Below are 17,397 nucleotides of genomic sequence, written 5' to 3' on the forward strand. Positions count from 1 at the left end.
TCAGACGACCGTTGCGGCCATCAGGTCGAGGGAATCCGCCCCGAGCGGGGCGGCGGAGGCGTTGGCGAGCGGGGCGTCGGTGGGGAGCGCCCCGTCGCCCGCATCGTCCATCAGGAAAGCCACCGCCTCGGTGGCGAGCTCCTGCGTCGCCGGGTCCAGCGGTGTCTCGGCCTCGTCGATCAGCCCGGCCTGGTGGATCAGCAGCTCCGAATAGCCCGCCTCGGCCATGACCGTGGAATCGATCCCCATCGTGGCGACCGTGGCGGCGTTGAGCAGCGCGTTCGACCCGGCGACGACCTCGAGATCCGGCGGCGCGGTCGGGCCGAGATGGATGTCGTCATTGTCGGCTGCGATGATGGTCTGTTCGATCGTCGTCGCCTGGATCAAATCACCATCGATCTTGAGCACGCGGGCCTGCTCGAGCCCGGCAAGCGCGGGGTCGTTGAGCAGCTTCTGCTGCAGTGTCTGCAGGTCGAGATCGGGGTCGTGCACCAGCTCGGAGAGCGACGCGGTCAGCTCGGCATGGGTGTCGACGCCGGAGGTGCTCAGGCGCGCCTCGTTGACCAAAAGGTTGTCGGGCGCGGCGGGTTCGGCGGGCTCGGGAGACTCCGGGCCGGTGGCTGTCTCATGTCCCGGCCCGGCAGGTTCGGAGCTTTCCGGGCCGGACTCCGCCTCGAGCTCGGGGGGCGTGATGGGGGCCACCGCCGCGGCTGGGAGCGGCTCGCCCATCCCGTCGATGCTATCTGGCGGCGCGGGATCGATGGCGATGTCGGGCCCGGAGGTCGCGGTGCCGTCGCGCGCCTCGCCGGTCTCGACGATGGCGCCGGGCAGGGCGGCGGGGCCGTCCGCCGATGCCGGCGCGGGCAGCGGCGCTGGCGGCAGCGCGCTTTCCGTCCCGCCGACCTCGGTGGCCTTGGTGACGTGGTCATCGTCGCTCAGCACAAGCGTCTGCTTGATGATGTCGACCTGCAGGTAATTCCCGCCGATCAGGATTAGGTCATAGGCCAGCCCGGCGGTGATCAGCGTGGTCGCGTTGATCATGGTGTTGTCGCCGAGGATGAAGGCCGAGCTGGCGCCGGTGAAGGACATCGCGAAGAGATCGTTGTCGAGCATCTCGATGGTCTGCTCGACATGGTTCGAGATGAAGAGATCCGCCTTCACGTAGTCGATCCGGATGCTCTGCGGGCCTGCGCCCGTGGCATCGCGCCCGGCGTGCCAGCTGGCCGGGTTGGCGGTCTGCGTGACGGTCACGCTCTGGTAGACCTCGGACGGAGCCGCCTCGGTGATCTCGCCGGTGTCGCGGTCGCTCAGCACGGCGACCTGGCTGACCACATCGAGGCTCTGCCAGCTGCCGCCGACGGCGATCACCGGCGCGTCGACCAGCGACACCGCGAGGAAGGCCTCGTTGGCCAGCAGGTTGCCGCCGGTGATCAGGCTGTGACCCTCGTCGAAATCGCGGTTGGGGGTGTATTCGGATGGCAGGTCGCGCGCCGTCGGGGCCTCGCTCGCGGCTTCCTCCTCCTCTTCGGGTCGGTGATGCGCCGGCAGCATCTCGCTCCAGCCGGGCAGTTCCTCGGGCGTGTCATCGCCATTGACCACGCTGACCGGCCCGGCCTCGGCGCGCAGCACGGTGCTGTCGACCGCTGGGTCGTCGCTCTCGGTAAAGGCGTCGAGCGCCTCGCGCAGCGCCTCGACGGTGGCGCCGTCGGGGATCTCGCCGGGCGCGAGGTCTGCGGAAACCTGCAGCTCCAGGGCCTGTTCGGCAAGCGCTTCGAGCGCCTCCGCGTGGTCTTCGGGATCGCGGAACACGCCCTGGCCGAGCTGGTCATTGTCCGAGAGCTTCAGCGTCTGCTGGCTGATCGTCAGGATCGAGCCCGGGGTCGCATAGGGCAGATCGCCGGTCTGCGGGCCTTCGACGCGCGCCACGATCCCGACGCTCTGGGCGCCGTGATGCGCGCTCATCAGGAGCGGGCCGTCTGGCTGGGTGGAGGTCGGCACGCCGAAACCCGTGGCGGTGAGGCCGGGGTTTGCCGGAGCCGCCGGGGCGGGGGTGAGTGCGCCGACCTCCTTCGGTGCTGTCGGGGGCACCGAATGGTTGATGGTGTTGTCGCTGTCCTTGAGGGAGAACTTCTGCTCGATCTCGAGGTCGAGCACATCGATCGGCCCCAGGTCTGGCTCGTCTCGCAGGGCGGCGAAGGTGTCGTAGGCCTCGCGATTGCGCAGCTCTTCCATCTTCTGGCCGAACAGGCCGATGAAATGTGCGATGGCGTCGGTTGTCCGATCCGCGATCATTGCTGAAAACCCAATCGATCATGTGTCCGCATCTGGGATGCGTGGTGAAAAAAGGTGTTCTTGAAAAAAGAGGGTGCGCCGGGCCCGAAGGCCCAAACGCTTGGTTTCCGTGAGATGGCGTCTTCAGCCTTCGGAATCGTCGCCCGCGTAGGACGAGGACATCGACCCGCCGACCATCGTCATGTCGACCGAGTTGCCGAGCACGTTGGCGCCCATCACGATCGACTGGTTGAAGGCCGAGGTGTCGACCACTGCGGCGGCCGAGGCGTAGGACTCGCCGGTGACGTAGCCGTCATCGCCATTGCCCGAGCCCCACATGCCGGCATCGCCGCCAGCACCGCCCGCACCCGAGTTGGCCCCGGCTGCATCTCCTCCGGCGACCGCGCCACCGGTGGCATCGCCGCCGTAGCCCATGCCGTCGGCATGGCCGGTGGTGCCGCCCATCGCGTGGGCATAGCCTCCGGCGCCGCCCATGCCGCTGTCATTGGCAGAGCTTGCGTCGCCCGAGCCGGCCGAGGAGGCGTCATCGTCGGTCATCGCGTTGCCGCCATAACCGGCGATGGCTTCGGCCATGCTGTCGGCCGTACCGTCGGTGTCGGACTGGGAGAACACGTCGGCATAGCCGCCGTCTCCGGAGGTGCCGGCACTGTCGGCGCTGCCGGCGCCGGTGCCCGCCGCATCGACGGTGGCGTCATTGCTGCCGCCGGCACCGCCGGTGCCATCCGTGGCCGAGCTGGTGTCGGCAGAGCCGTCCGCCATGCCATCGGCACCGTTGGCCCCTCCGGCCCCGCCGCTCGCGGCGGTGTCCTGGGTGCTGTCAGCGCTCGAGGAGACGTCGCCGCCGGTCTGCGACACGGACGGATCGCCCGAGGTCTGGTCACCGTTGCCCTGCGCCGCCTGATCGCTGTCGGCGGTGCCGCCGGTGCCATCGCCGCCGCTGGTGTCGCCGCCGGTGGAGGTGTCGCTGCCACCGCTTGCGGCATCCGCGCTATCGCCGGAGTCGTTGATGTTGCCATCCTCGTCGCCGGAGATGTCCTCGTAGAGCGCCGCGATGGCCGCCTCGACGAGTTCGGAGAAGCCGCCATCGTCGCTGTTGCCACCTTCGCCTTCGGCATCGTTGTCGGCGTCGGTATCGACATCGGCATCGGCGTCATTGTCGCCGCTGGTGACATCGTCGGACTCGGTCTCGCCTTCGCTCGACGAGCCGTTCAGACCCAGACCGATGGCACCGGCATCGCCACCATCGGCGCCCTCGGCTTCGGCATCCGCCTCGGCCTCGGTGTCGGTGTCGTTGTCGCTGTCGGTGTCATTGTCGCCACCGTCGGCATCGCCTTCGGCTTCCGCCTCGGCCGCGCCGAACCCGAGACCAACGCCGAGCGATGCGGCGTCGCCGCTGTCACCGCCTTCGCCGTCATTCTCGGCATCGCTGGCGACATCGACCGCGTTCTCGGAGTCGCTATCGGCCTCGCCGCCGTCACCACCTTCGCTGGTGCTGTCCGTCGAGGCGCCGGACAGGCCGACCCCGAGCGCAAGGCCCTCGGCATCGCCGCTGTCGCCGCCGGTGCCGCCATCGCTGTCGGTTTCAGCCGCGCCGGACGTGCCGCCCATGCCCCAGGAGGCGCCGCCAACGGCATTCGCGCCGTCGCCCTTGCCGCCCCAGTTCACGCCGCCTTCACCGGAGCCGCCACCGGCGGCACTTGCACCGATGCCTTCCTCGGCGCTGGCGTTGCCGCCATTGGCATCACCGTTCTGGTAGAAGCCGGCATTATTGGCCAGCGAGGCGCTGTGGAGGACGTCGTTGTCTTCCAGCTCGGAGGTCTGGAAGTTGATCGACGCCATGTCATTGCCCGCACCCGCCAGCGCGCCCGACATGTCGATGTCGTCGCCGGGGTTGTTCGAGAGGTCGCCATTGGCGGTGAGCACGTCACCGTCGAGCTCGGCACTCTCGCTCAGGTCGATGTCGACCCAGTCGTCATCGCGCGGAATCCACTCGCCGCCGCCGAAGTCGATATTCACCTCGTTGGCGTTCGAGTTGTCATTGTTGCCGTTGGTGTTGTCGACCGATTGGGCCTGGTCCTGATCCTGGCCTTGGCCCTGATCCTGCCCTTGGCCCTGATCCTGGCCCTGTCCTTGGTCCTGACCCTGGCCCTGGTCCTGACCCTGGCCTTGATCCTGACCCTGACCCTGACCCTGATCCTGACTGTTGGTATCCGTGGTGTCGACCGAGGTGTCCTGAGACTGTTCCTGCGAATTGAGATCCGCGTTGACCTCGGCTTCGTCCACTTCGATCGTGGTTTCGAAATCGGCATCGATGCTGTCGACATTGACCTCTTCAAAATCCACGACGTTCACTGACTGACGATCGCTCTTATGCATGGTAAATTTTCCTTAAAATTGGGCATCCTGAGCGCTACTCATCTCAAAAGCGCTATTCGGGCACCCGGATTTCACGAATCGCGGAAGCTTGGGGCATCTCGAACCGCTTCCGCACGGTCCGATTCTCTCTGGTCTGGAACCTCCTCCCTAGATGCGGCACACGTATAGGTTGTGCCTGGAACGCGGCGGCCCGGTCCGAAATTGACCATGGGCAGTGAGGTCGCCGCAGGGATAAGGGTCTCAGAGCGGACCCGTGCTGACCATTCACCTGACGGGCAGGTCGCGTTTCTGTGAGGTTAACGATCTGTTAAGAAAGGCAGAGTTTGTTGCCGGTGACGGCACATCCCGGTGGATGCCTGCGGTTTACCAAACCGATGGCTAGTATGCTTTAGCTTGCAAACCGTGCATCCGGGCCCACCAAGCGGGTCCTAGCTCAAAAGTTCTAGAACCTTGACGTAGCGTCCGGCAAAGGGCGAAATTCTAGCCTTGATAGCTTTGCGCACAGAGAGGCGTCTGGCGAATTTCGAAGATTTCTTTCCGTGAACCGACGATTTCCGGTTCAGTTGATACTTTCTCAGGCATTTTTTGGTGCCGTCGCCTTCTGCAAGTGTTTTTCAATCACGTATCGCAGTCGGTGGTTTTTCAGGGGGCAAGATGGATTTCAGACGTCTCCAAATGTCGGCATCGATGGAGCAGGCTGCTCAGCGGGCCGGGATCGCGGTCATCGGAGGGGCTTTGTTCTGCACCTCGCAGACCTGTAGCCACATGGAATTGGAGTTTCGCACACCGTGCCTGCAGGCCGCGTCGCTCGAGCAGCTCGCCGGGTTCGCGGCCGATTGCGGTGCGTTGCGGCTGGTGATCGTCGACGAGGACCTCGCCGATGATCTGCTCGAGCGCCCGGAGGCCTACCAGGCGATCAACCCTTCGGCGATGCTGGCGCTCGGCTACCGAAACGTGCAGGCGGCCCGGAGGCATTTCGACCGGAACCGCGCCGTCGAGGGGCCGATGATCGGCTACCTCGCGATGAACGCGCCGCTCGAGGTGCTGCTGTCTTCCATGCGGATGTTGTTTCACGGCGAGTATTTCGTGCCGCATGGCGTCCTCGGCCAGTCAGGCGGGGAGGGCGCGCCCGAGAGGCCCGCCTCCCTCGAGACCAGGGCAAAGGCACCCGACAGCCCCGCCACGCTCGCGCCCGAGGAGGCCGCGCCCGACAGTGGCGCGGGCGCCGATGGCCCTGAGACGGCACGGCGCTTCTCGCGCCTGACCGATCGCGAACGCGAAATCCTGGCGCTGGTCTCGGATGGCAGCAGCAACAAGCAGATCGCGCGCCAGCTCGGCATCACCGAGCACACGGTCAAGCTGCACATGCACAATCTCTTCGGCAAGTTCGGCGTGTCGAACCGAACGGCGGCGGCGAACATGTACTTCCTCGCCCTGGCGCAAAATGCTGCCCGCTGACAGCCAGCGCCAGTTCGAGCGCCTGCTGCTGCGCACCGGCGAGATGAACTACATGTGGACCAATACCGAAAGCCTGCTGATCCACCTGATCGCCGGGCTGGCCGGGGTCGACAAGGAGACCGCGGTGGTGATCTTCCTGACGCTCAATACCACGCGGGCCCGCATCGATCTGGTGGAGCGCTTGGCCAAGATGGACCGGCGCAGCGCCGAGGAGCGCGACGACATCCTCAGCCGGTCACGGGCGCTGTCGCGGCTGTCGGGGATCCGCAACCACTTCAACCACTGCATCTATTCTTTCGACCCGGAAAGCGGCCACGCGCAGACCATCCTGATGCGCATCTCCGACCGCAAGACCGATCTGAGGATGGGCCGGAGAGATCCTGTCGACGAGGCCGAACTCGCGCGCGTCGAGACGGCCATTGCCGACCTGGTGGCGCTGAACAAGCAGATCTGGGAACTGATCCGGCGGCGCGGTTACCCGGCCTGACAGGGCCCGTGACAGCCCGGCCGCCGAGGGCTTCGCTGGTGCGCGATCAGGAGGGGCTGCGCTCGAGAAGATCGTCAGGCGTCGGGGCGCCGGTCAGCTCGTGCTCGGCGAGATCCAGCACCAGATGCCCACCCTTCGATCCCGGCGCGCGATGGGCCAGGGACGAGAACGGCAGCGCGTATTTGTGGTTTCCGAAGAGCTTGCCATTGTCGACCACGAGATAATCGATGCGGTTGGCCTCGGCATCGTAAAGCATGTCGACGAGCGTCCCGATCTCGGCATCGCGGCAGAACACCGGACGGTCGAGCCAGCGGCCCAGGCGCTGGTAGCGCTCGATGGCGGCCTCGGCGCGGGGATCGCTCTCGGGCGCATCCTCGCCGCCCAAGAAGCCGGTCAGCGCTAGCGGCGCGTGGGTGGCGCCGAAGGGGCCGATGACCAGCGGGGGCAGGGCGGTCAGCAGCGAGTCGAGCTCGGTGCTGCCGCCGCTCCAATGCGGGGCCCGGCCGAGCTCTTCCTCGGTGATGGTGACATGCAGGGTGCGATCCTGCGGATCCGGCGGCGTCAGGAGGGAGGCGGCGGCGAGAGTGCTGCTGCCGTTCTCGCCGGCCCGAAACAGCGCGAGATAGGTCAGATGCCGGGTCTCGGGATCGAACAGGACATCGGTCAGCGAGGCCGTGGTCTCACCGGTCGAGACGCGCCAGGACAGCAGGTCGGTTAGGCTATAGAGCATGGGGATCCCCGGATCGGCTGGAATTTTCTGAAACAACTCGAAACCGGATGCAGAAGTTCCGGAACCCAGCCAGCGCATGGCGTGTTGAGGGGGTGAACATCGAACGGAGACACCCATGACCGCAGATATCTTCATCGCGGGATTGGCCGGTCTCACGGTGATAGCGGTTTTGATCTACGCGCTGACAAGTGCGCGGGATCGCGACAGGGACACACGCTGATCAGCGACCGGTCCATCTTGCAGGGCGGGGCAGCCGGAAAACCGGCGCCCCGCCCTTTCACTTTCTTCCCAGAGCTTTGACGCCCGGGCCGCGCCCCCGCGGCGTCGTTCGTGCTGTCTTTGCGGGCTTCGGGCGCCGGCGCGGCGGCGCCTTGGCGGAAAATCCGCCCGCCAGAAAAGCTGACTCGATTTGTCAGGTTGACTTATCCGATTCTTTTGCTCAGATATGTCCGTATCAAGCCACCCTGGCGAGGAGACGGGGAAGCCGATTGTTCACCTTTCTTCAATGAGGCTGACCATGTCGAAGAGCCAGACCCGCGATCAGGCCCCGAGCCTCCGCCCGGATAGCAAAGACCTGATTTCCCTGGTCCTTGGAGGGCTCTGGCCGGCAGATGCCAGCCTCGAAACACTGCTCGACCGGATCGAACGCAGGGAAATGATAAAATGATGGAAACCAAGTTCAATTCAGACAGCGCCGTTCCGGCCGTCCCCCGTCATGTCGCGCGCGGCCTGACCGGCGGCGGTAACATCGCTGAGATCGAGCTCGACGGGCAGGTCTACACGCTGCGGATCACCAAGGCCGGCAAGCTGATCCTGACCAAGTAAGACCATCGTCAGCCACCAAGACACCGTCAAAAAAAGACACGCCAACGAGGACAGACCATGAAGTTCACCACCTCCACCGCGCTCGCGCTGCTGCTGGCCGCGCCGGCCTTCGCCGCGACCGAGAAATCCGCCGTGCTCGACACCTATGCCGACATTGCACATGCCGGCTACGAGGACAGCCTGATCACCGCCAAGGCCCTGCAAGAGGCCGTCGATGCGCTGATCGCCGAGCCGTCGGAGGAGACGCTGACCGCCGCCCGCGAAGCCTGGCTCGCGTCGCGCAACCCCTACCAGCAGACCGAGGTCTACCGCTTCGGCAACGCCATCGTCGACGAGTGGGAAGGCAAGGTGAACGCCTGGCCGCTCGACGAGGGCCTGATCGACTATGTCGACGAGTCCTACGGTGGCGCCACCGATGAAAACGAATATGCCGCGCTCAACATCATCGCCAACCCGAGCGTGACGCTGGCGGGGCAGGAGGTCGACGCCTCCGAGATCAGCCCGGAACTCATCGCCGAGACGCTCAACGAGGCCGACGGCATCGAGACCAACGTGGCGCGCGGCTACCACGCCATCGAGTTCCTGCTCTGGGGCCAGGATCTCAACGGCACCGAGCCCGGCGCCGGCGAGCGCCCCTATACCGACTATGTCACCGGCGAGGACTGCACCGGCGGCAACTGTGATCGTCGTGGCGATTACCTCAAGGCGGCGACCGACCTGCTGGTCGCGGATCTCGAGGAGATGGTTGCGGCCTGGGGCGAGGGCGGCGAGGCCCGCGAGACGGTGATGGAAGACGAGAATGCCGGCATCGTGGCGATGCTGACCGGCATGGGCTCGCTCTCCTACGGTGAGCAGGCCGGCGAGCGGATGCGCCTCGGCCTGATGCTCAACGATCCCGAGGAAGAGCATGATTGCTTCTCCGACAACACCCACAACTCGCATTACTACGACGGGAAGGGCATCCAGAACGTCTACCTGGGCAGCTACACCCGTATCGACGGCTCGACCGTCGAGGGCCCGTCGCTGTCGGATCTCGTGGCCGAGAGCGATGCCGCGCTCGACGAGGAGATGAAGGCCAAGCTCGACACCACCATGGCGGCGCTCGGCGCCATCAAGGAGGCGGCCGAGGGCGGCTTTGCCTATGACCAGATGCTCGCGCTCGGTGACGAGAAGGGTGAAGCGCTGATCATGGGGGGCGTCAACGGTCTGATCGACCAGACCCGCAGCATCGAGCGTGTCGTCTCGACGCTGGATCTCTCGGGCGTCGCCTTCGAGGGCTCCGACAGCCTCGACGATCCCAACGCCGTCTTCCAGTAACAGGACTACCCACGATGATCGTCTGCAGCTGTCAGAACATCTCGGACCGCGACATCCATGCCGCCATCGACTGGATGCGCGCCGCCGACGCGCGGACGATCATCACCCCGGGCAAGATTTACCATGCCCTTGGAAAAGCGGCCGATTGCGGAGGCTGCATGCCGCTTTTCTTGCAAACCATGCGCTCAAACGACAATCTCGAAGTACCCATGGAACTTCGCGGTCTGAGAGGCCACGGACAAACAAAGGAACAGCGCAATGAAGGGCGACGAAAAGGTCATCGAGTACCTTAACAAGGCTCTCCGGTCCGAGCTTACCGCCGTCAGCCAGTACTGGCTGCATTACCGTCTGCAGGAAGATTGGGGCCTTGGCCACATGGCCAAGAAGAGCCGCGAGGAGAGCATCGAGGAGATGCACCACGCGGACAAGCTGATCATGCGGATCATCTTTCTCGGCGGCCACCCGAACCTGCAGAAACTCGATCCGCTCCGCATCGGGCAAACCCCGAAGGAGACGCTCGAGGCCGATCTGGCCGCCGAGCACGAGGCCCGCACGCTCTATATCGAGGCGCGCGAGCACTGCGAGAAGGTCGGCGATTATGTCAGCAAGAACCTCTTCGAGGAGTTGATCGCCGACGAGGAAGGCCATATCGACTTCCTCGAGACACAACTGGAACTTTACGAACGGGTCGGTGACGAACGCTATGCGGTCATCAATGCCATGCCGATGGACGAGGCCGAGTAAGCTCGCCCTCTGCGCCGCCCTGCTCTGGGGCGGCGCATCACTTTCCGCCGAGACGCCCGGATACGGGCTCGGCGATCCCCATCTCCCCCTGATCCAACGCACCGAAGACGAGCGCGCGCGCATCGCGGGCGTGGTTGCGCCGGCGCGGTCATTCGATGCGTCAGAGCCCTACGAGGCGCTGCCCGCCGGGGCCGGCACCGTGCCGGTGCGCCGCGACGCGCGCGGCTTCGCGCAGCCCGCGACCAATCTGCCCGAGGCGCAGCGGATGACCTTCACCCTCGGTGACGCGCTGTTCCAGAAGCTCTGGACGTCGTCGCCCTCCTCGACGCTGGCCTCCGACGGGCTCGGTCCGCTCTACAACGCCCGCAGCTGCGAATCCTGCCACCTGCGCGACGGTCGCGGCCATGCGCCGGAGGGGCCGGAGGACACCGCCGTGTCGATGTTCCTGCGGGTCTCGGTGCCCGCCGATCCCGCTCGGGAGATGCCCGCCATCGCCGACTGGATCGCCACCGCGCCGGACCCGGTCTATGGCGAGCAGCTGCAGGACTTCGCCACCGTGGGCCACCCGGCGGAATACCGGCTCGATGTGCGCTACGAGGAGATCGAGGTGCCGCTTGCCGGCGGTGAGACGGCCCACCTGCGCAGGCCCAGCTACGCGGCGGCGGATCTCGGCTATGGCCCGCTGGGCGAGGGCGCGATGCTGAGCCCGCGCGTGGCGCCGCAGATGATCGGGCTCGGTCTGCTCGAGGCGATCGCCACCGAGGACATCCTCGCCAATGCCGATCCCGACGACGCCGATGGCGACGGCATCTCCGGCCGTCCGGCGATCGTCTGGTCGCGCGAGCATGACCGGCCGATGCTTGGCCGCTTCGGCTGGAAGGGCGGAGAGGCCACGGTGCGCGAGCAGAGCGCCTCGGCCTTCGCCGGCGATATCGGCATCGCCACGCCGCTGCGCCCTGAGCTCTGGGGCGATTGCACCGAGGCGCAGCCCGCCTGCCGCCGCGCCCCGCATGGCGGCGATCTCGACGGGCTCGAGATCTCGGCCGAGGCCTTCGATGCGGTGGTGCTCTACACCGCCAATCTCGGCGTCCCGGCGCGGCGCGACATCGACGATCCGCAGGTGCTGCGCGGCAAGCAGCTGTTCCAGGAGACAGGCTGCGCTGCCTGCCACACGCCGAAATTCGTCACCGCGCGGCTCGAGGATCGCCCGGAGCACAGCTTCCAGTTGATCTGGCCCTATTCCGACCTGCTCCTGCACGACATGGGCGAGGGGCTGGCCGATCACCGCCCCGAGGGCCGCGCCACCGGGCGCGAGTGGAAGACGCCGCCGCTCTGGGGCATCGGCTTGACCGAGCGGGTCTCGGGCCATACCACCTTCCTCCATGACGGGCGCGCGCGCTCGCTTCTCGAGGCCATTCTCTGGCATGGGGGCGAGGCGCAGGGCGCCCGCGACGCGGTCGTCTCGCTGGCGCCCGCCGACCGTGCCGACCTGATCCGCTACCTGGAAAGTCTCTGAATGCGTTATTCCCTGCTGTGCTGCGCGCTTCTCTCCGCCACCCCCGCCGCGGCCGGGGTCGAAGAGGCGCTGAGCGATCACATCCTGCCCGGCTTCGCGGGCTTTGCCGAGGCCGCGGAGGCGCTCGCGGTCACCGCCGAGGCGGATTGCACGGCGCCGGCGCTGCGCCGTCCGTGGAACGCGAGTTTCGACGCCTGGACCGCGATCGGCGACGTGCGCATGGGGCCCTCGGAGACCGGCGCGCTCTCCGTCGCCTTCTGGCCCGATGCACGAGGTTTCACGCCCAAGACGTTGACGCGGCTCATTTCTTCCCAAGAAGAGGTCGGCACCGACCCGGGCGCCTTTGCCGAGGTCTCGATTGCCGCGCGCGGGCTCTTCGCGCTCGAGCGGATGCTCTTCGATGCCGAGTTCTCGGGCTACGAGGCGGGCAGCTACGCCTGCACTCTGGTGCAGACCATGAGCGCCGATCTCGCCAATCAGGCGCAGGCGCTCGAGGCGGGCTGGCGCGAGGGCTATGCCGATGTCCTGCGCAGCGCCGGGGCCGAAGGCAACGCCACCTATCTCAGCGAGGACGAGGCGCTGACGGCGCTCTACACGCAGGTGCTCTCGAGCCTCGAATTCACCGCCGACAGCCGGCTGGGCCGCCCGCTCGGCAGCTTCGACCGTCCGCGCCCGACTCGCGCCGAGGCCTGGCGCTCGGAGCGTTCGCTGCGCAATGTGCGCCTCTATGCCGATGCGGCGGGCGCCTTCGCCCACACGCTGGTCGACGGGGAGTTGCCGCTCACCGAGGCGGCGCTTACGCGGTTGCACGAGGTGGCCGACCGGGTCGCGGACCCGGCGCTGCAGGACATCGAGGACCCCTCGGCGCGGCTGCGGCTCGAGATCGTGCAGCAGCAGGTCCGCGCGCTGCATGACGCCATCGAGCAGGAGGTCGGCGTGCCGCTCGGGCTGACGCCGGGCTTCAACTCGCAGGACGGGGATTGAGACCATGACCACGCGCCGCCATTTCCTCGCCAGCCTGCTGGCCGTCAGCGCCGCTCCGGCGGTGGGCTGGGCGGCGGTGGGCGATCCGAACTATCTTGCCGCCGCCAGGCTGCCCGACGGCGCCTATATGCTGGCCGGGCTGCGCGAGGACGGCTCGACCGCCTTCAGCGTGCCGCTTCCTGCCCGCGGCCACGCAGCATGCGCCCATCCGAGCCGCGCCGAGGCGGTGGGCTTTGCCCGTCGTCCGGGCACCTACGCGCTGGTGGTCGATTGCCGCGACGGCGCGGTGCTGCACCGGCTGACCCCGCCCGAGGATCGCCAGTTCAACGGCCACGGCACCTTTTCGCCCGATGGGCGGCTGCTTTATACCGTCGAGCAGGCGGTGGAGGACAGCGCCGGCCATATCGGGATCTGGGATGCGCAGGCGGACTACGCGCGCATCGGCGAGTTTGCCAGCCATGGTGTGGGGCCGCACGACCTGCGGGTGATGCCTGATCACCAGACGCTGGTGATCGCCAATGGCGGCATCCAGACCGACAAATGGGACCGCGCCAAGCTCAACACAGCGACCATGCGCCCGAACCTCGTCTACACCGCGCTCGACGGCACGCTGCTGGAGCTGCGCGAGCTGCCCGAGTTCCATCAGAACTCGATCCGCCACCTGGCGCTGCGTGCCGACGGGCTGGTGGGCTTTGCGATGCAGTGGGAGGGCGAGCCGGGCATGGCGCCGCCACTGCTGGCGCTGCACCGCCGCGGCGAGGAGCTGGTGCTCTGCGAGGCGCCTCTGGGCGATGAGCTGGCGATGGACGGCTATGCCGGCTCGGTGGCGTTTTCCGGCGATGGCTCGGAGATCGCCATCACCTCGCCGCGCGGCGGCCGGATCCACCGCTTCTCGGACGCTGGCCGCTTCCTCGGCGCGGTGTCGCGCGCGGATGTCTGCGGCATCGCTTCCCATGCCGGGGGCTACATGGCGAGCGACGGGCTGGGCGGCGTGCTGCTGGTGGGGCGCGACGGCGCGCGCCCGCTGGCGCGGGCGGAGGCGGCCTGGGACAACCACCTTGTGGCGATTGCCGGGTAGAAATCAGGGGCGTGGAGGGGCGCTGCCCCTCTTGCGCCGGACGGTGTCCGGCGCAATTCACCCCGAGGTATTCTTGAACCAGAGAAGATGCGGAGTGGTGTGCCGCGGGGCGCAGGTCTGCCGGGGGACGCGCGGCGCGGTGCGGCTCCGGCCGCGGGCGAGGTGCGGGGCGGTTGGCCCGGGCGGAGGTCTGAGCCAGAGAGCACGCGGCGGGCGCAGGTCTGCCGTGGGTGGCGAGGTGAGGGGCGCTGCCCCTCTTGTCCCGGACGCTGTCCGGGACAATTCACCCCGAGGTATTTTGCAACCAGAGAAGACGGGGGCGCGGCGGGTCAGTCCGCGAGGTAGGCTTCGAGGGTTTTTTGCGTGCCGTCGGCCCAGAGCCGTTCGAGCCAGCCGCTGAACAGGGCCGCGAAGCGGGCGTTGCTGGCAAGCTCGCCATAGACACTGCGCTGCTCGAGCCAGGCGGTGGGGCGCGTCCTGGCCTCGGCCGAGAGCGCCACGAGCTGGTCCCAGATCGGATCGTTGGGCGCGATCGTGGTGCCGTCCTCGAACTGGCCGGCGCAGTAGCGGCACCAGAGGGCGGATTCCAGTGCCAGGCCGGTGATCGAGGCGCCCGATTTCAGACCGTCGAGGATCGAGGGGACGATGAACTTGGGCTGGCGGTTCGAGCCGTCGAGGCAGAGGCGGCGGGTGGTGTCCTTCACCGCTGGGTTGGAGAAGCGCTCGTCGATCAGCTCGAGATACTCCGAGGGGGTGAAATCGGGCACCGGGTGCACATGGGGCAGCACCTCCTGCTCCTCGACCTTGCGGAAGAAGGCGTGCACCAGCGGGTGTGCCATGGCCTCGTCGACCAGCACGCAGCCCAGCAAAGCGCCGGAATAGGCGATGATGGCGTGGCCGCCATTGAGGATGCGGATCTTCATCCGCTCGTATTCGTGCACCTTGTCGGTGAAGGTCACGCCGACCTCCTCGAGCGCCGGGCGGCCCTGCGGGAAATTGTCCTCGAGCACCCATTGCCGGAACGGCTCGCAGGTCACCGGCACCGGGTCCTCGAGACCGAACTCGGCGGCCAGCGCGCGCTCGGCATCGCCGGTGGCCGGCGTGATGCGGTCGACCATGGAGTTTGGGAAGGCGACGTTGGCGGCGATCCAGTCGGCGAGCTCCGGGTCGGAGCGGCGGGCGGTGCCGGTGACCGCGTCGCGGGTCACATCGCCGTTGCCGGGGATGTTGTCGCAGCTCATCACCGTGAAGGGCGGGGTGCCCGCCGCGCGGCGGGCCCGGAGCGCCGCGACGATGGCGCCGAAGACGGTCTTCGGGGCGTCGGGGGTCTCGCCGTCGGCGACGATGTCGGGATGCGTCGGGTCGAAGGTCTCGGTGGTGGGATCGACGTAGTAGCCGCCCTCGGTCACCGTGAGCGAGACGATGCGGGTGGCCGGGTCGGTCATCCTGGCGATCAGCGGCGCGTTGGCGGCATCGACTTCGACGAAATCGATCATCGCGCCGATGATGCGCGGGCGGTCGCCCGCGGGCGAGCGCTCGATCACCGTCGAGAGGCAGTCCTGCGCCTTCAGCGCATCGCGCATGCGGGCGTCGGGGGCGCGCACGCCGGCGCCGGTGATCGCCCAGTCGTGATCGCGGCCGGTGGCGAAGAGATCGTCGAGATAGACCGCCTGGTGGGCGCGGTGAAAATTGCCCAGGCCCACATGCACGATGCCGTGGCTGAGCGCGCTGCGGTCATAGGAGGGGCGGGCGACGCGGCTGTCGAGCGCGTCGAGGGTTGGGGTGTCGAGTTTCATTCAGATCGCCTCCGTCAGCTCATCCACTGACCGCCGTCCACGTTGTAGCACTGGGCGACGATGTACTCGGCCTCGTCGGAGGCCAGGAAAATTGCCATGCCGGTCAGGTCCTGGGCGGTACCCATCCGGCCGTAGGGGACGGCTTCGCCGACCTCTTGTTTCTTCTGTCCCGGCGCCTTGCCTTCGTATTTCGCGAAGAAGGCATCGACCCCGTCCCAGTGCTCGCCGTCGACCACGCCGGGGGCGATGGCGTTGACGTTGATGCCGTGCCCGATGAGGTTGAGCCCGGCGCTCTGGGTGAGCGAGATCACCGCCGCCTTGGTGGCGCAGTAGACCGCCACCAGCGGCTCGCCGCGGCGCCCGGCCTGCGAGGCCATGTTGATGATCCGGCCCTTGATGCCGTGCTCGATCATGTGCCGCGCCACCGCCTGGAGGGTGAACAGCGTGCCGCCGACGTTGATGTCGAAGACGCGGATATAGTCCTCGCGGGTGATCTCGGTGATCGGGGCGGCGGTGAACAGCGCAGCGTTGTTGACCAGGATGTCGATGCGGCCGAGCCGCGCCACGGTCTCGGCCACGGCGGCGTCGATGCTCTCCTGCCGGGTGACATCCATCTCGACCGCGACGGCGGCCTCGCCGAGCGCGGCGGCGGTCTCCTGCGCCCGGGCGAAATCGATATCGGCGATCGCCACCTTGGCGCCTTCGGCGATATAGGCCTCGGCGAAGGCGGCCCCGATGCCGCGCGCGGCACCGGTGATCAGCGCGCATTTGCCGGCGAGGCGGCTCATGCCCGCAGGCCCTGCGCGTCGAAGCGGTGGATCTTGTCGGCTTCCGGCGTCAGGAAGATCCGGTCGCCATGCTTGACCGAAAGCTCGCCGTCTACGCGCACCGTGATGGTCTCGGCGAGGCCGGTCTCGTGCACGTGGAGGAAGGTGTCGGAGCCCAGGTGCTCGGCCACGCCAACCACGCCTTGCCAGGTGCCGGCCTCGGTCGAGGCGGCGATGTGCTCGGGGCGGACGCCGATCTTCTGGGCGCCGTGCTGCTGGGCCGGGTTGCCGCCGAAGATGTTCATCTTGGGGCTGCCGATGAAGCCCGCCACGAACTCGTTGCGCGGTTCGCGGTAGAGCTCCAGCGGGCTGCCCACCTGCTCGATATTTCCGGCCCGCAGCACCACGATCTTGTCGGCCATGGTCATTGCTTCGACCTGGTCGTGGGTGACGTAGATCATCGTCGTGGCGAGGCGCTTGTGCAGCTCCATGATCTCGAGCCGCATGCCCACCCGCAGCGCCGCGTCGAGGTTCGACAGCGGCTCGTCGAACAGGAAGGCCGAGGGCTCGCGCACGATGGCGCGGCCGATGGCGACGCGCTGGCGCTGGCCGCCGGACAGCTGGCCGGGGCGGCGGTCGAGATAGTCGGTGAGGTTGAGCGCTTTGGCGGCGCTGTCAATGCGGCGCTTCTGCTCGTCCTCGGGGATGCCCGCCATCTTCATCGGGAAGGCGATGTTCTTGCGCACCGACATGTGCGGGTAGAGCGCGTAGCTTTGGAACACCATGGCGAGGCCGCGCTGCGCCGGAGCCATACGGGTGGCGTCTTCGCCGTCGATCCGGATCTGGCCCGAGGTGACATCCTCGAGCCCGGCGATCAGCCGCAGCAGGGTGGACTTGCCGCAGCCCGAGGGGCCGACGAAGACCACGAACTCGCCGTCATTGATGGTCAGGTCGAGCGGCGGGATGACGTTCACTTCACCGAAGCTCTTGGTCACCTTGTCGAGTGTGATGCGTCCCATGAGAGGTT

The 17,397-nt window shown here is 67.4% G+C and carries 16 protein-coding genes; 10 read left to right on the top strand and 6 right to left on the bottom strand.

Translation table 11 applies throughout. The annotated features are described in order from the left end of the window. Entirely contained in the window at positions 1 to 2,292 is a 2,292-nt protein-coding gene (locus KUV62_RS21460) for a hypothetical protein (RefSeq protein WP_222605803.1), read from the bottom strand. A 123-nt stretch (positions 2,293 to 2,415) separates the two neighbouring features. Next, a complete protein-coding gene (locus tag KUV62_RS21465; protein ID WP_222605804.1) occupies positions 2,416 to 4,668 on the bottom strand; it encodes an MSCRAMM family adhesin SdrC in 2,253 nt (750 codons plus the stop codon). A gap of 765 nt (positions 4,669 to 5,433) precedes the next feature. On the opposite strand from KUV62_RS21465, the gene KUV62_RS21470 reads away from it, so the two are divergent. Further along, entirely contained in the window at positions 5,434 to 6,126 is a 693-nt protein-coding gene (locus tag KUV62_RS21470) for a helix-turn-helix transcriptional regulator (protein ID WP_222605805.1), read from the top strand. Continuing rightward, positions 6,113 to 6,613, top strand: coding sequence for a hypothetical protein (locus tag KUV62_RS21475; protein WP_222605806.1), 501 nt, complete (start codon positions 6,113 to 6,115; stop codon positions 6,611 to 6,613). The genes KUV62_RS21470 and KUV62_RS21475 overlap by 14 nt, the downstream gene beginning before the upstream one ends. 46 nt (positions 6,614 to 6,659) lie before the next feature. Here KUV62_RS21475 and KUV62_RS21480 read toward each other — a convergent pair whose 3' ends face one another. Beyond that, positions 6,660 to 7,343 carry a PRC-barrel domain-containing protein gene (locus KUV62_RS21480; protein WP_222605807.1) on the bottom strand — a complete coding sequence of 228 codons (684 nt, stop codon included), beginning with the start codon at positions 7,341 to 7,343 and terminating at the stop codon, positions 6,660 to 6,662. A gap of 517 nt (positions 7,344 to 7,860) precedes the next feature. On the opposite strand from KUV62_RS21480, the gene KUV62_RS21485 reads away from it, so the two are divergent. Genes KUV62_RS21485 through KUV62_RS21520 form a run of 8 tightly spaced genes read left to right on the top strand, consistent with a single transcriptional unit; the run spans position 7,861 to position 13,807 of the window. Next, positions 7,861 to 8,010 carry a hypothetical protein gene (locus tag KUV62_RS21485; protein WP_222605808.1) on the top strand — a complete coding sequence of 50 codons (150 nt, stop codon included), beginning with the start codon at positions 7,861 to 7,863 and terminating at the stop codon, positions 8,008 to 8,010. Further along, on the top strand, positions 8,007 to 8,168 hold the full coding sequence (gene hemP / locus KUV62_RS21490; protein ID WP_222605809.1) for a hemin uptake protein HemP: 162 nt from the start codon (positions 8,007 to 8,009) through the stop codon (positions 8,166 to 8,168). The genes KUV62_RS21485 and hemP overlap by 4 nt, the downstream gene beginning before the upstream one ends. A gap of 57 nt (positions 8,169 to 8,225) precedes the next feature. Next, positions 8,226 to 9,485 carry an imelysin family protein gene (locus KUV62_RS21495; protein ID WP_222605810.1) on the top strand — a complete coding sequence of 420 codons (1,260 nt, stop codon included), beginning with the start codon at positions 8,226 to 8,228 and terminating at the stop codon, positions 9,483 to 9,485. 14 nt (positions 9,486 to 9,499) lie between these two features. Then, the gene (locus KUV62_RS21500) at positions 9,500 to 9,778 is read left to right on the top strand and encodes a bacterioferritin-associated ferredoxin (RefSeq protein ID WP_222605811.1); all 279 of its coding nucleotides are present in this window, start codon (positions 9,500 to 9,502) and stop codon (positions 9,776 to 9,778) included. Continuing rightward, positions 9,744 to 10,229 carry a bacterioferritin gene (gene bfr, locus KUV62_RS21505; RefSeq protein WP_222605812.1) on the top strand — a complete coding sequence of 162 codons (486 nt, stop codon included), beginning with the start codon at positions 9,744 to 9,746 and terminating at the stop codon, positions 10,227 to 10,229. The genes KUV62_RS21500 and bfr overlap by 35 nt, the downstream gene beginning before the upstream one ends. Continuing rightward, positions 10,201 to 11,745: a di-heme oxidoredictase family protein gene (locus tag KUV62_RS21510; protein ID WP_222605813.1), complete on the top strand. Its 1,545-nt coding sequence runs from the start codon at positions 10,201 to 10,203 to the stop codon at positions 11,743 to 11,745. Before bfr ends, KUV62_RS21510 begins: the two co-directional genes overlap by 29 nt. Then, complete coding sequence (locus tag KUV62_RS21515) at positions 11,746 to 12,729, top strand: imelysin family protein (RefSeq protein WP_222605814.1); 984 nt, start codon at positions 11,746 to 11,748, stop codon at positions 12,727 to 12,729. Between the two features lie 4 nt (positions 12,730 to 12,733). Beyond that, entirely contained in the window at positions 12,734 to 13,807 is a 1,074-nt protein-coding gene (locus KUV62_RS21520) for a DUF1513 domain-containing protein (RefSeq protein ID WP_222605815.1), read from the top strand. Between the two features lie 329 nt (positions 13,808 to 14,136). Here KUV62_RS21520 and KUV62_RS21525 read toward each other — a convergent pair whose 3' ends face one another. The 3 genes from KUV62_RS21525 to KUV62_RS21535 are packed head-to-tail and all read right to left on the bottom strand — an operon-like array spanning position 14,137 to position 17,389. Further along, complete coding sequence (locus KUV62_RS21525) at positions 14,137 to 15,603, bottom strand: mannitol dehydrogenase family protein (RefSeq protein WP_222605816.1); 1,467 nt, start codon at positions 15,601 to 15,603, stop codon at positions 14,137 to 14,139. A gap of 14 nt (positions 15,604 to 15,617) precedes the next feature. Next, a complete protein-coding gene (locus tag KUV62_RS21530; RefSeq protein ID WP_222605817.1) occupies positions 15,618 to 16,391 on the bottom strand; it encodes an L-iditol 2-dehydrogenase in 774 nt (257 codons plus the stop codon). Further along, positions 16,388 to 17,389 carry an ABC transporter ATP-binding protein gene (locus tag KUV62_RS21535; RefSeq protein WP_222605818.1) on the bottom strand — a complete coding sequence of 334 codons (1,002 nt, stop codon included), beginning with the start codon at positions 17,387 to 17,389 and terminating at the stop codon, positions 16,388 to 16,390. The genes KUV62_RS21530 and KUV62_RS21535 overlap by 4 nt, the downstream gene beginning before the upstream one ends. Between the last annotated feature and the right edge of the window lie 8 nt (positions 17,390 to 17,397).

The sequence above is a fragment of the Salipiger bermudensis genome (assembly GCF_019801965.1).
Classification (GTDB): Bacteria; Pseudomonadota; Alphaproteobacteria; order Rhodobacterales; family Rhodobacteraceae; genus Salipiger; species Salipiger bermudensis_A.